Origin of the sequence: Pontibacter saemangeumensis (assembly GCF_039541895.1) — a bacterium.
Taxonomy (GTDB): domain Bacteria; phylum Bacteroidota; class Bacteroidia; order Cytophagales; family Hymenobacteraceae; genus Pontibacter; species Pontibacter saemangeumensis.
Genome location: NZ_BAABHC010000014.1, coordinates 28,495 through 42,607, shown reverse-complemented (window position 1 = coordinate 42,607; position 14,113 = coordinate 28,495). Strand labels below are relative to the sequence as shown.

The 14,113-nt window shown below is 55.7% G+C and carries 11 protein-coding genes; 6 read left to right on the top strand and 5 right to left on the bottom strand.

Annotated elements, in window-relative coordinates:
• Positions 1-22: 22 nt before the first annotated feature.
• Positions 23-1,534, bottom strand: coding sequence for a DUF1593 domain-containing protein (locus ABD920_RS10835; RefSeq protein ID WP_345158936.1), 1,512 nt, complete (start codon positions 1,532-1,534; stop codon positions 23-25).
• A 57-nt stretch (positions 1,535-1,591) separates the two neighbouring features.
• Positions 1,592-3,508, bottom strand: coding sequence for a glycoside hydrolase family 3 protein (locus ABD920_RS10830; RefSeq protein ID WP_345158934.1), 1,917 nt, complete (start codon positions 3,506-3,508; stop codon positions 1,592-1,594).
• Positions 3,509-3,631: 123 nt separating this feature from the next.
• On the opposite strand from ABD920_RS10830, the gene ABD920_RS10825 reads away from it, so the two are divergent.
• Both ABD920_RS10825 and ABD920_RS10820 read left to right on the top strand, forming a co-directional pair.
• Positions 3,632-4,399: an NUDIX hydrolase gene (locus ABD920_RS10825; protein WP_345158933.1), complete on the top strand. Its 768-nt coding sequence runs from the start codon at positions 3,632-3,634 to the stop codon at positions 4,397-4,399.
• A 256-nt stretch (positions 4,400-4,655) separates the two neighbouring features.
• Positions 4,656-5,201: a TlpA family protein disulfide reductase gene (locus ABD920_RS10820; RefSeq protein ID WP_345158932.1), complete on the top strand. Its 546-nt coding sequence runs from the start codon at positions 4,656-4,658 to the stop codon at positions 5,199-5,201.
• An 87-nt stretch (positions 5,202-5,288) separates the two neighbouring features.
• On the opposite strand, the gene ABD920_RS10815 is transcribed toward ABD920_RS10820, so the two are convergent.
• Positions 5,289-6,050 carry a creatininase family protein gene (locus ABD920_RS10815; RefSeq protein ID WP_345158930.1) on the bottom strand — a complete coding sequence of 254 codons (762 nt, stop codon included), beginning with the start codon at positions 6,048-6,050 and terminating at the stop codon, positions 5,289-5,291.
• A gap of 340 nt (positions 6,051-6,390) precedes the next feature.
• Between ABD920_RS10815 and ABD920_RS10810 the strand changes: the two genes are divergently transcribed.
• The 4 genes from ABD920_RS10810 (at position 6,391) to ABD920_RS10795 (ending at position 11,769) form a co-directional block, all read left to right on the top strand.
• Complete coding sequence (locus ABD920_RS10810) at positions 6,391-7,266, top strand: creatininase family protein (protein WP_345158928.1); 876 nt, start codon at positions 6,391-6,393, stop codon at positions 7,264-7,266.
• A gap of 60 nt (positions 7,267-7,326) precedes the next feature.
• Complete coding sequence (locus ABD920_RS10805; RefSeq protein WP_345158926.1) at positions 7,327-8,502, top strand: acyltransferase family protein; 1,176 nt, start codon at positions 7,327-7,329, stop codon at positions 8,500-8,502.
• Positions 8,503-8,557: 55 nt separating this feature from the next.
• Complete coding sequence (locus tag ABD920_RS10800; RefSeq protein WP_345158924.1) at positions 8,558-9,484, top strand: ChbG/HpnK family deacetylase; 927 nt, start codon at positions 8,558-8,560, stop codon at positions 9,482-9,484.
• 107 nt (positions 9,485-9,591) lie between these two features.
• Positions 9,592-11,769: a carbohydrate binding family 9 domain-containing protein gene (locus tag ABD920_RS10795; protein ID WP_345158922.1), complete on the top strand. Its 2,178-nt coding sequence runs from the start codon at positions 9,592-9,594 to the stop codon at positions 11,767-11,769.
• A 228-nt stretch (positions 11,770-11,997) separates the two neighbouring features.
• On the opposite strand, the gene ABD920_RS10790 is transcribed toward ABD920_RS10795, so the two are convergent.
• A complete protein-coding gene (locus ABD920_RS10790) occupies positions 11,998-13,545 on the bottom strand; it encodes an FAD-dependent oxidoreductase (RefSeq protein WP_345158920.1) in 1,548 nt (515 codons plus the stop codon).
• 9 nt (positions 13,546-13,554) lie between these two features.
• Positions 13,555-13,947, bottom strand: coding sequence for a hypothetical protein (locus tag ABD920_RS10785; protein ID WP_345158917.1), 393 nt, complete (start codon positions 13,945-13,947; stop codon positions 13,555-13,557).
• Positions 13,948-14,113 lie beyond the last annotated feature (166 nt).

Genomic DNA, 14,113 nt, shown 5'->3' with positions numbered 1-14,113 from the left:
GAGAGGGCGGCCATTGTACGTCCTATTCAACTGTCACAATTACCCGCTGGTATCTGGTTAACTGGGGCGTTCCAGCGTCGGTCACTTCCAGTATAAGATGAATCGTGTCGCCGCTTCCGGCGTTTTTGGGCACCGTGAAAGAGGCCTTTCGCCTGTCATGGTTCCGGATAGTTACTTTTCCTTGGTAAGTATCGGCCTCCTCATACTGCCACCAGCGGTAACCAAGGGCGTCGCCATCCGGGTCAGTGGCCCCGCCGCTGAGGGTTACCTGACCGCCTGGCTTTGCCACCAGGTCCCTGGCATTGTTGAGTTTCACGACTGGGGGGTGGTTGGCTTCTTCGTAGGTCATAACGCACCAATCTGCACGGGCCGCAAAGTCGTTCTGCAGTACGTCTATCCAGCGGGTTTGGGGATAAGTGGTGTCCTCTTTTTTCGTGTGGGGGTTAAAGTCGGTAACCTGCTTGCCATCTTCCCAGCGGTTGGGGTTTTCCGCGGACTGCACCATGCGCCCGCCCCAGCCGCCGTAGGAGGCGTCTTCCATGCTCCGCAGCCCCACGTCGAGCAGGTAAAAGAACGCCGGCGAGTCGCCCTCCGATATAAAGTCGTACTGGCTGCGGTCAAATTTCCGCGCTTCCGCCATATCGCCGTGCGTGTGTTCCGGGTCGCCTGCAATCTGATTGCCGTCGCCCCACAGGTAATACTCCGCGAGCAAGGGGCCGTGGTTAAACTTGATGTTCTCGGCAAACCACTTCCCGCTCAGGTACGGTTGCAATTCCACCGGCACCACCCTGGGCCAGAGGTAGGCGAAGCTCCAGAACTGGTCGGAGTTGTAGAGCACCTTTATCTCCGGCCAGTGGGGGGCAATGTACTTCTGGTAGGTGGCGTCCTGGTCCAGCACGGCGTAGATGATTGCCTTGTCATTCACTTTTTTATATATCCCCGGCCACTGTGGCGTGCTTTTATACTCCTCCTCAATGGATTTGAGGGCACGGGCCACCGTGTTGGTACCTCCCCAGATCTGCAGGTACACCGGGCTGGGGTTCTCGTCCAGCAGGACAGACTTGATATAATCCGACCCTTCGGTGTCCTTTTCCATCTCGCCCTCGAATTCGATGTTTCCTACCCGCACGATGCTTTGCAGGTAATCGGGCGAGGGATATCCTGGCGCATGCTTCCGGAGGTTGTCATATACCTTGCCGTACTGGCTGATGTAGTGCTGCATCCAGGTGGTGCCGGGCCAGCGCAGCTCGGTGCGCTCGCCGTACCGCTCCGCCGTGCTCTGCATCTCGGAGGTGAACAAGGTCCCCTTTCCGTCCCCGGCGTAGTGCCACTGCGAGCTGCTGTACACCAAACCTGCTATGTCGAACTCGTTGGCGTACAGCAGGAGCCGGATAAAAGAGTCCACATCGTCCACCTCGCCATCGGTGGTGACGATGGTGCGGGGCTTGGGAGGCTTTTGCTGCGCCGTAGCCAGGGGCGGGGCCGCTACCCAGGTAGCCCAAAAGATCAACCATATTGCTCCTAACACACGCATAGATCAGTGATTTTTGTCCTTTATATATAACAGTAAGTTGTGCCGGTGTTAGGGCACTTACTCATATCGCAGCCCGAAGCCAAATTTGTACAGCGGGTCTTTGGAGTCGTAGGGTACGTCCTCTTTCTGGTTGCGCACGGCCTCCATAGACGACGGCAGCTCGAACGGCAGGTTGCCCTCCGGCTTTGCCTTGCCGAAGATCACGTCCAGCACGGCGGCATCACTGGCCCCAAAGTCAGCCAGCAAGCTTTTCGCGTTCCGGCTGATCTCCGGGATTACGGCCGGGCGGTCCAGGTAGATGTCCACGACGGTCGGCACGGTTTTCAGCAGCTGCAGGATCTCCACTTTTTCCTTGCCCTTAAAATCGAGGTCGCCGTGGTGGAAGCTGCGTGCGAAGGGGTTCTTGGTCTCCACCGGGTACCAGGGGGCCTTGAGGCGGATAATGGCCATGTCGGCCTCTTTCGGGTTTTCGACCACCGTGCCATAGAGGGCGGCCACTTTCGGGTCCACGTTTTTCACATAGAGCTTCAGCTTGCCCGGCTGCAGCGGCAGCACCTTGTTGTCGTTTTTCAGCAGCGTCATGGCGCGGCGCTGCGAGGCTTCGCCTGCCGCTTTAAAGGCCGGGTTGCGCAGTACCTCCACCGCCTTCTCCACCTCCACGTAAGGGTTGTCGAAGAGGCCCAGCTGGAACTTCTGGCGCAGCAACCGGCGCACTGACTCATCGAGGCGCGCCTCGGTAAGCTTGCCGTCCTGCACCAGCTTCACCACCAGCTCCGGCACGCTCTCGCCGCCAAACTGGTCTACCCCGGCGTCGATTACCTTCTTCACCCTGTCTTCTTCGCTCAGGCTCTCTACGCCCCAGGCGCGGGCAGGCCAGATGGTGGTGCCCATGTTTACGTCCGTTATCAGGCCCCAGTCGGTGCACACCACGCCATCAAACTTGTACTTGTTGCGCAGCAGGCCCGTGATAATGGCTTTGTTGTATGCGAAGGCCACGTTCTCCTCCGTCTGGCCTGTCGGCACGCCATAGTAGGGCATGATGGCAGCCGTGTTGGCCTCGAAGGCCGCCTCAAACGGGATGAGGTGGTAATCGAAGTTGTTGCCGGGGTACACCTGCCCCTTCTGAAACTCGAAGTGCGGGTCGAGGCCTTCTTTCTGCGGGCCGCCTCCTGAAAAATGCTTCGTCATGCAGGCCACGCTGTTCGGCCCCAGCTCCTCACCCTGGAAACCCAGGATATAGGCCTTCGCCATGCGGGCGGTGAGTTGGGCGTCTTCGCCGAAGGTGCCGCCGATGCGCGCCCAGCGGGGCTCGGTGGCCAAGTCTACCTGCGGGTGCAGCGCCTCCCGCATGCCCACGGCGATGTACTCCTGCCGGGCGATGTCGGCAAACTGCCGCGTCAGTTCCTCGTCGCCGATGGCGGCCAAGCCCAGCGGCTCGCACCACTGCGAGAAACCGTCTGCCGCCATCGAGAAGATGCTCTCGCTGAAGTGGTTGCGCGGGTCGGAGGCAATGGTGACCGGGATGCCCAGGCGCGTGTTCTCTGCCACCTTCTGGATGGCGTTATACCCGGTGGCCAAGGCGCGGGTGGCAGGGGCATCCCATAAATTAAAATGGTTCATGTGCTTACCGGTGATAGATTCTTCCGCGGTCGGCAGGCGCGCGGCCATGCCCTTTGTCTCCGCTGTCTTCACGATAGAACCGTCGGCGTTGATAAAGGTGCCGTTGATGAACATCATGCCGGCTTTCTCCTCGAGCGTCATCTGTGCCAGCAGGTCGCTGACCCGCTCCTCCACCGGCCGGGTGCTGTCTTCATACACATCCAGACGGCCGTTCTTGTTCAGGTCGCGGTAATTGGCGGGGGCTGCGGCTGCGGTGGCAGGGGTGTCTGCGCTGCCGGTTGGCTGGCTGCTGTTGCAGGCCATGGCAGTGAGCAACAGGGCCAGGGGGAGCTGCCTCGTATAATTTATTTTCATGTGTGGTCTCGCCAAGATGAAAGGTTTTGTAATGTGTCTTTCTAACACAATGTAGATAAATTTCTTATTCTTTTGTGAATCATCGGGGTATATTTGTTACTTAAATCAAAAAAAGAGCGGGCTGTGGAAGAAAATGCCGGAAGCATACTACAAAACGGGGGAGCGCTTTTCCTCCCCGGCCTTTCAGTGGACTGCGTGATCTTCGGTTTTCATGATAACCAACTGAAGGTTTTGCTCCTCAAGATGCGGCATGCGGAAAAGTGGGCGCTTCCGGGCGGTTTTATATACAAGGAGGAGGAAGTAGAGCATGCCGCCGTGCGGGTGCTGCAGTCGCGCACCGGCCTCAGCAACATTTTTCTCCGCCAGTTTCACACATTTGGCGAACTTTCGCGCACCGACAAACTACTGAACAAAAAGCTGTTGGTTTCCTCCGGCCTGCAGGCAGACGAAAATCATTGGTTTCTGCAGCGCTTTGTCACCGTGGGGTATTATGCGCTGGTTAATTTTTCGGGTGCCGTGCCCCGGCCCGATGCCACTTCGGAGGCCTGTGCGTGGTGGGACCTGCAGGAGGTGCCGCCCCTGAACCTGGACCACGGTGACATTCTGCAGAAAGCACTGGAGACATTACGGAAGCAACTGAGCGACCAGCCGGTCGGGTACAGCCTGCTGCCGGAGAAGTTTACCATGCCGGAACTGCAAAGGCTGTACGAAACCATCCTGGGCAAGCAACTGGACCGCCGCAACTTCCAGCGCAGAATGCTGGGCTACGGCATTCTGAAGCGGTTAGAGGAGCGGCGGAGCGGTGGGGCTCACAAGGCTCCCTACTTATATTGTTTTGATACAGATCGCTACCAGGACGCACTGCTGAACGGGCTGCAGCAGAAATGGTGAGCGCCAAAGGCGGTGTTCTGCTGCCCGTATCCCGCTGCGAATATGATTTCCGTCCCTGAGATAAACCCATTAATGGGGTAAATTCAGATTTTCAACAAATTTGCTTCTTATATTAGGGAGACAAAGAAAGAGCATCAGGGTTTCCTCCTCCAAACTGCGGGAACGTGGAACAAGCGTGCCTTCGTTGCTGTTGTGAGCCAGGTAGTTACAGCAGTTATATATATGAATCAGGCTATAGCGCAGAAATGTTGGTAATATGAAAAAAGGAATAATAATCATAGTAGTGATAATATTGGCGCTGGCCCTTATATTTTTCCTGGACTCCCGGGGCAGCAAGTCAAGTTCGAAACAGTTGATTTCGGCACCGGAAGTGGCTTCGGCACCGGGGGCGCCAGTAGCAACGCCGTCAAGCGACCTGCCCATGCTGCCCCTCACCACGCTGGATGGCACTAAACTGATGGTGAACGAACTGGAGGGCAGTACTGTCCTGGTACTGTTTCAGCCGGATTGCGACCATTGTCAGCGCGAAGCCGCCCAGATACGCGAGCATATAGAAGCCTTCCAAGACTATAAAATTTACTTCGTGTCGGATGCCGGCATACCGCAGCTGAGCCAGTTTGCCGAAACATACAAACTGGCAGACCAGCGCAACGTGTACTTTGCCCAGACCTCGATCAATGAGATACTGAACCAGGTGGGGCCGATAGAGGCGCCTTCCCTGTTCGTGTACTCGCCGGAGGGGCGCCTGGTGAAATCCTTTATCGGGGAAACGCCGATCGAGGAGATACTGAAAGTGCTTTAAGCCGGTTGAAGCCAGCTATATATGCAGAGCGCCTGCTACCGATGAAGTGTAGCAGGCGCTCTGTATATATAGCTGGCTGTTTACCTTTTACTCGTACAGGTCGTCCAGTTTTGCCTTGGCCAGGTCAACAAAGAGGGTGCTTATTTTGTCTGTCACGGCGTTAAAAAAGCGCTCGCCTTTTTCCTTCGTCGCCTTTTTGGGGTTGCCCACACCCGTGTCCTCCGTCACCTGCGACCATTTCCGCTCGGCCCAGGCCCAGCCTTCCGTAAACGCTTTTATCTTCGGTTTCCGGGCGTGGCCGTCGCCGGCTTCCTCCAGCGGCCGCACCAGGTCGGGGCGCAGGTGCAGGATCAGGCTTGTCTCCATCTCATCGGCATGGTCGCCTGCGTGCTCAAAAAATTCACCCTTGTTCATCGCCTGAAACCAGTTACAGCTCGAGATAAACATTTTCGGGTACTTCAGCCCCAACTCCCGGATCATCATCTTAAAGTCGTTGCCGCCGTGGCTGTTTAGCAACAGCAGCTTGTGGATTCCCTGCCTGTTCAAAACTTCCAGCACATCGTTCAGTACGGCCGCCTGCGTGCTCGGGCTCATGTTCATGTCCAGCAGGATATCCGTTTGGCCGGTGTTCACGCCAAACGGAATGGTAGGCAGTACGATCACTTTCGCACCGGCCTCCCAGGCCTTCCGTGCCGACTCGGCTGCAATGTGGTCGGCTTCGATGATATCCGTGGCATAAGGCAGGTGGTAATTATGCGCTTCGGTGGCGGCCCAGGGCAGGATGGCTACTTCAAACTGCTGTTCTTTTATATCCTTCCAGTTGGCTTCAGCTAATATGTATGGTCTCATAAAGTAAGTTATATATGATTTAAGCTTAGTGGCATACAGGTTTGTACTGGTTTCGGACAGGCCAGGTTCCTGTTCCTTCCTGAACGTGCGATTCGGCCGCATCGCATGATCGGCTCTTTGCGAATATATGATTTCTGAAGCAGCCATATATATAAAACGGCTGCGCTTCGTCTTCCTGCCATTTCGATCCCTGTTTTTAATCTCCTGTAAAATTAAAAGCCGCTCGGAATAGGTTATGCCGTACTTTGATAAAATTTTAAGAAAACTGTGTTATGAAAATTTAAATGTTGTTATATTGACTAAGCTATCTCAAAAGTTTTCATCCTTTATTCGTTCTCATATGAAGCTTGTCTATATACTGTCCTTCCTGATGCTGCTTGCGGGCGGTGCCAACACCCAGAACCTGCCCTCGCGCTGGGACGAGTTAACCGCCTCCGACTGGCCGTTGGCCCTGGAGAAATCGAACCGTACCTGTATTCTGCCCATCGGGATTCTGGAAAAGCACGGCCCGCACGCCCCCCTCGGCTCCGACCTGATTCATGTGCGGGAGTGGGCGGCGCGCGCCACCAAAAACGAGTACGCCGTGGTGTTCCCCGACTACTTCTACGGCCAGGTATATGAGGCCCAGCAGCAACCGGGCACCTTTGCCCTGCCAAGCGAGCTGGTGTGGGACCTGCTGCACGCCACGGTGGAGGAAATCGCCCGAAACGGCTTTAACAAGATCGTGATCGTAAACGGGCATGGCGGCAACCCGCAGCTGCTGCGCTATTTTGTGCAGTCGCAGCTGGAGAAGCGCCGCGACTATGCCGTGTATTTCTTTGACCCGGCGCAGGACCAGGCATTTGCGGAGAAGGCAAAGAAAATGCGCAAATCCGATCCTGCCGGCGACCAGCACGCGGGCGAGAACGAGACCTCCTCGCTGCTGTACCTGCGCCCCGACCTGGTGAAGCAGGAACGGGCCACGCAGGAATCGGGCGAGAACCTGAAGCGCATGGCGTCTCTGCCGGATCTGTATACCGGCATCTGGTGGTATGCCAGCTACCCGAACCATTACGCCGGCGAGGGGGCCAAAGCCACGAAAGAGTTTGGCAAGCTGATCACGGATAACAAAGTGGAAGCCCTGACGAAGGCGCTGAAAGCAGTGAAAGCGGACACCAAGACCCTGGAGCTTCAGAAAGAGTATTTCGATAAGGTAGATAAAGTGGGCGGGAAGTAAGGCCCTGGCTTCGTTGTGAAATGACTGTATATATAAACCGATTGCTAACTGTGCCTCTATATGAATAAACTCTTTACTGCGCAGGCTATTTCTCCGGATGGCCTGCTGAAGGAAACAACGCGCCAGCGCTACCTGTCGCTGGACGTGCTGCGGGGCATGACGATTGCCCTGATGATTGTGGTGAACACGCCCGGAAGCTGGCAGACCATCTACGCGCCTTTCCGGCACGCCGCCTGGCACGGCTTCACCATCACCGACCTCGTTTTCCCGACCTTCCTGTTTGTGGTGGGCAACGCCATGAGTTTCAGCATGCGCAAATTCGATGCGCAGGGGGAGGGGGCTTTCCTGAAAAAGGTGTTGACGCGGACGGCGCTGATCTTCCTGATCGGCCTTTTCCTGAATGCTTTCCCGTTCGTCTCCTATACCGATTCCGGGGAGCTGGCGCTGATGGATTTCTCCAGTCTCCGGATCATGGGCGTGTTGCAGCGCATCGCGTTGTGCTATGGTATTGCGGCGCTGGTGATCCACTACTTAAAGGTGAAGGGGGCCATTGTTTTCAGCGCCGTCGCCCTGCTTTCTTATTGGGCCATGTTGTATTACTTCGGAGACCAGCCCGACCCCTACAGCCTGGAAGGCAACGCGGCCCTGAAGTTCGACCTGCTGCTGCTGCCTGCCGAGAATTTATATGGCGGCTACGGCATTCCGTTTGATCCGGAGGGGCTGCTGAGCACCCTGCCCGCCATCGTGAATGTCATCGGCGGTTTCCTGGCGGGTTTATATATCCAGCGGAACGGCAACAACAGGGGCACCGTGTTTAAGCTTGCTTTGGCTGCAGCGGCCTGCATTGTGGTGGCGCTCGTCTGGGATGTTTATTTCCCCATCAACAAGCCGATCTGGACGAGTTCCTATGTGGTGTACACCATCGGCCTGGACCTGCTGGTGCTGGCCGTGCTGATGCTGGTGATTGAGGTGGCCGGCTACAAAGGCTGGACTTATTTCTTCGAGGTGTTCGGCCGTAACCCGCTGTTTATATATGCCTTGTCGGGTATCATCATCGAGTTGCTGGGCCTGATCCCGGTGGGGGACACGAGCCTGAGAGGGTGGCTATATGATAACCTGTACCTGTCGTGGCTGGCCGGTAACAACGCCTCGCTGCTGTTTGCCATCTCCTATATGCTGCTGCTCTGGCTGATCGGGTACTGGATGGATAAAAAGCGGGTATATATAAAAGTGTAAAAGGGGCTTTCCGCTTCAGCTATTTCCACAAGACATGTTATTTTATATATCAATCATGCGAAAGCTCGCCTGTTTATTCCTGTTGAGTTGTATCTCGGTATTCCCGTTGCAAACGGCTACGGCACAGAAAACCAAGAACCGGCTTCCCGAAGTGCTGCTGCGGATAGATGATATCGGCATGAACCACGCGACCAACATGGCCATCGAAAAGCTGGCCCAAACCGGCATGCCATTCTCGGCTTCGGTGATGTTCGCGTGCCCCTGGTACCAGGAAACCGTGGCGATTCTGAAGAAATACCCGAACGCTGATGTAGGCGTGCACCTCACTCTGACGGCCGAATGGAAATACTACCGCTGGGGCCCGGTTACCGGCCGCTCCGCCGTGCCCAGCCTGGTTGATAGCCTGGGTTACTTTTTCCCGACCGGTGAAGCGTTGCGGGAAAATAATTACCAGCTCGAAGAGATAGAGAAGGAGCTGACGGCGCAGATAGAAAGGGCGCTGGCGTCGGGTGTGCACATCTCGTACATCGATCCGCACATGGGGGTGGCGCTGTCTACGCCCGAACTCCGGGCCATCACTGAAAAACTTGCCCGCAAATACAAATTGGGCATCTCTACCCTGAATGAAAACACTTACTTTGGGGAGACATATACCGATATGTGGGGCGTGCCGGTAGAGACGAAAAAGCAGGAATTCATGAAGTTCATCAACAACCTCCACCAGACGAACCCCAACCTGGTCATCATCCATATAGCCGAATCGAGCCCGGAGATGGATGTGCTGGTGGATATGAACAGCAAGCTGATGAACACCGCAGACGGCAAGCCCAAAGCCAGCCTGCACCGGCAAACAGAACTGGACATGCTCCTGTCACCGGAGTTCCGCAGCCTGGTGGGGAAGAAGTTTACGCTGATCAACTACCGGGGCCTGATTAAATCAAAAGGTTTGGATAAAATGAAAGTCGCTACACAGAAACTGTAACGGAGCCGCTCATTTCGGCGGCTGCCGGGAAGGGGATGTGCCTCTGTTTTTATATATCCCTCCATCTTCAACATTAAGCAAGTCCGTGGCGGGCTAACCAAATTATAATGCTGAAAAAATACTTCCTGCTGTGTTTACTGGGGCTTCTTTGGCTGCCGGCCATCGCCCAAAAAAAGAACGAGGCCTTCCAGTTGCCTATCCGCAAAACCACGCTGCCTGTGAAGATAGACGGAGTGATGGACGAGGCGGCCTGGCAGGAAACGGCGGTGGCCGACGACTTTTTTATGGTGTTGCCCATGGACACCAGCAAGGCGCGGGTGCGCACCGAGGTGCGGATGACGTACGACGACCAGAACCTGTACCTGATCGCCCATTGCTACAAGGCCGTGCCGGGCACTTACTTTGTGGAGTCGCTGCGCCGGGATTTCGAATTCGGCAAAAACGACAACTTCCTGCTGTTTATGGACCCTTTTGAGGACCAGACGAACGGCTTCTCCTTTGGCGCCAATGCGGCCGGCGCGCAGTGGGACGGCACTATGTACGGCGGCGGCAGCGTGGACCTGAACTGGGACAACAAATGGGTGTCGGTGGTAAAGAACGACCCGGAGAAATGGGTGCTGGAAATGGCGATTCCGTTCACCACCATCCGCTACAAAAAAGGCATTAGCCGCTGGGGGATCAATTTCAGCCGCCTGGACCTGCAGACCTCCGAGAAATCGAGCTGGGCGCCCGTGCCCCGGCAATTCCCCACCGCCTCGCTGGCCTATTCCGGCGTGCTGGCCTGGGACCAGCCTCCCCCGACGACAGGGGCAAACGTCTCGGTGATCCCTTACGTGCTGGGCGGCGTGGCCAAAAACCACGAGACGGAAAAACCGTCTGTCTACCAGAAAAAGATTGGTGCTGACGTCAAGATCGGCATCACCTCCGCGCTCAACCTCGACCTGACCATCAACCCCGATTTTTCGCAGGTGGAGGTGGACCGGCAGGTGACCAACCTCGACCGTTTTGAGTTGTTCTTCCCGGAGCGGCGGCAGTTTTTCCTGGAGAACGGGGACCTGTTCGGCAACTTCGGCAATCCTGCCATCCGCCCCTTCTTCTCCCGCCGCATTGGCCTGGGGGTGCCGATCCGGGCCGGGGCGCGGCTCAGCGGCAAGCTCAACAAAGACTGGCGCATCGGGGTAATGGACATGCAGACGGCCCGCGTGGAGGAGACCGGTTTGCCGGCGCAGAACTTCGCGATTGCGACGCTGCAGCGCCGGGTGTTTGCCCGCTCCAACATCGGCTTCCTTTTCGTGAACAAAGAGTCTCTGGATTATCACCCGGAGCGGGATACCTTACAGCCAACCTACTCGCAGTATAACCGCAACATCGGGCTGGAATACAACCTGGCCTCGGCTAACAACATGTGGGTGGGGAAAGCGTTTTTGCTTAAATCCTTTTCGCCGGGTAAATCGGGGGATGACCTGGTGCAGGCGGCTAACCTGGAGTACCGGAGCCGGCATTGGACCGTGCAGCTGCAGGAGGAGTATGTAGGGGAGAATTACACCGCCGAAGTAGGGTATGTGCCCCGCAACAACTACTTTAAAATCAACCCGGCAGTCAGTCGCCTGTTCTTTCCACGCAGTGGCCCCATCCTCAGCCACGGGCCCAAGGCAAGCATTATGTATTACTTTGATAATGCCCTGAACCGGACCGATAACCTGAATATGTTATTTTATACGCTCACCTTCCGGACGCAGAGTAATTTTACGGTGGCCCTGATTGATGAATACGTCCATTTGCTGCAGCCCTTCGACCCCACCAATACGGGCAGAGACACTTTGGCACGCGGCACGAAGCACCACTGGAATGCCTGGCGGACTGAGTTTGTTTCAAAGCCCCAGAGTGTGTTTACCTATGCGTTTAACACCCGCTATGGCAGGTACTATGCGGACGGCACGCGCCTGAACCTGGCCGCTGAAGTTGGCTACCGCTTTCAGCCTTACGTGAGCATCCTGGCGAACGCCAGCTACAACGACATCCGCCTGCCGGAGCCCTGGGGAAAAACAAAGTTCTGGCTGGTCGGCTCCCAGGTAAACGTGACCATGACGAACAAGCTGTTTTTCTCTACTTTTCTGCAGTACAACGAGCAGGCCAACAACGTTAACATCAACACCCGCTTTCAGTGGCGGTACCAGCCGGCCTCGGATTTATATATCGTCTATACCGACAATTACTTTCCGGCGCCCTTCGCGATCCGCAGCCGCGCCCTGGTGCTGAAGCTTACCTATTGGTGGAACAGGTAGCAACGGAAGTGAAAAAGAATTGCGGCGGTTATATATGGCTATTATTTCCTGGGATGCCTTTACCAGGCTTTATGCTGCTATGATTTATGGATGTGATGAAGGGGGCGCAACTTCTGGCAGAAGCGCATCGCGAGGGGAGGTATATAGGTTGTAGCGTGCAGGTGCTGTTATATAGGCTGCCCTGTCTCTGCTTGACCGGAAATCCGAGGACTTCCTTCCTATATAGGTTTAAGCGCTCTGGTTGATCTTCTGCTTTAGATGATCAGAAAGCCGCAACGACAGCGCAACCAGGGAAAGTGTCGGGTTTGCGGCGCCACCGGTGGTAAAGCAGGAGGAGCCAGCCATATATAAATTACGTATGCCATGCACTTTGCAATCAGCGTCCACCACACCCTGCTTCGGGTCATCGTGCATGCGGGTGGTGCCCATGTGGTGCCAGCCTCCGCCTAAGGTATCGGGCCAGTTGGTGTCGTTCTCTTCCTGCAACCAGTCCTGAACCCGCACTCTCCCGATACCGGCCATGCCTATCTGCTGCCCGATAAGCTGATACAGTTTGTAGATGCTTCTCTTTTCCAGGGGCAGCAACTGCCAGTCCAGCACCACCCGCGGCATACCCAGCGCATCCTTTTCCCTGTCCAGGGTTACCCTCGATAAGGGGTTTGGAGACTGTTCCATCCGGGTAAAGAGTGAGAACTGCTTATATAAGGCGGGCGGCTTGCTCTCTGTTTTACCCGCTTTAAACTGCTGCTCCCTTTCCTCCCATTCGCGTACTGTTGCCTGGGCACTATCGGGGAAGGTGTCAATAAAAGCAGGCGATTCCGTATCCTGCGCTTTCGGCCACAGTGAGGCAGTGCCGTTCAGAATCTTGTACGCTTCCTGCTTTTCTGCGGTGATCGCTAATTCTGTCCGCATCTTGGTTGTGAAGAACTCCCAAAGGTATAGCCGCAGTGCTGCAGGGGATGTGAGGAAAAGGTCAGCGGAGGCTACTTCCAGGTGTTCCATGAAATAACGCCCCACCAGATCATGGTCGTTGCCCAGGCCGGATGGCGCCTGCTTGTCGGAGGCCAGTAGCAGCCGTGCATTCTGGATGGCCGAACAGGCGAGTACAAAGTGACGCGCTCTTACCGTGTGGGTTTTCCCCGCCAGGTTCTTCACGCTTATCTCCTTTACCTGCGACACGTTTTCGTCTGCCCTGATATCCACGGCGTTGGCGTAGGTATATAGGTGGATGTTTCTGGCTTTCAGGATGGCATCTCGGTAAGTGTTGCCGAAGCGGGTGGGAGGGCTGAACTGCCACACCTTGTTCCAGAACACCTTTTCGTCCAGCGGTAAGGGCGTCAGGCCCGGCTGCTGCTTTTGCCAGTAATTCAAGCCATATTCATATGGGCCTAATTCCAGGAGTTTCTGCGCTCTCGGATAAAAGGGATCTAAGTCACTGAATTGTATAGGCCAGCCACTATGCGGCACCCAGGCTCTTTTCTGGAAATCAATCGGGTCCAGGGTGGAGCAGAAACCTGCCCAATGGCCACTCGTTCCGCCAAAATAATGCAAGCGGGCCGATTGCAGCGGGAAGTAACGCTGCCCAATGGATTGGCCACGGTAGAGGTCCTGTACATCACTTTCCACCTCAAATCCGCCGCCCTCCAGCAGAATAACCTTATAAGGGGTGTTCTGCCATTCCAGCGCCATGCTGATGCCAGCCGGACCCGCGCCGACGATACAAATATCCCCCTCGATCAGTGAACCGTTCTCCAGTGTTCTTGCGTCAGTGTGCATACTAAAAGTTTAGGATGATTTTAAAGAAAACAAAGCGCACTGGCGGGCTTCGGTTTCGGATAGCATCCAGCCAAGCAAAGTCACGATACGGCCTGCTTCAAAATCCTGCTTTATTTTGTTGCTCAGGAAAGCATGGAGGGCGTTGTTATCCGTTTTCGTTGGTAGCGGATTGCCGGAGGAGGCTTCTAAAAGCCGTTCTGTAAGGGCTTCTTTACCTGACTCAGCCGGTACCTTTGCCCGGTATGCCTCCCCGATCTTCTGAATTGTGGGGGCATCGCAGAGGCGCATCAATACCTGCGGCTCGGCTAAGGCTTCCATCGGCTTTCGGTCCAGGCAGCCTGCCACAGGCAAAGCCAGGACGGTTGCGCTCAGGCTATACAGCAGAAAAGCTCTTCTTTTCATATTATACTTCTTTTTGCATAAGAAACGAAAGCCAGCTGTTCCGGTGAGGGTGTTTACCAGCGCGATACACTGCCTCCCGTAAAGCGCTGGCGCAACGGAAGGGGCCTTGTTTCCCGTTCCGATGTTATACGGATGCGGCGCCTCTTGCTCTCCTCCCCTCGCCTGA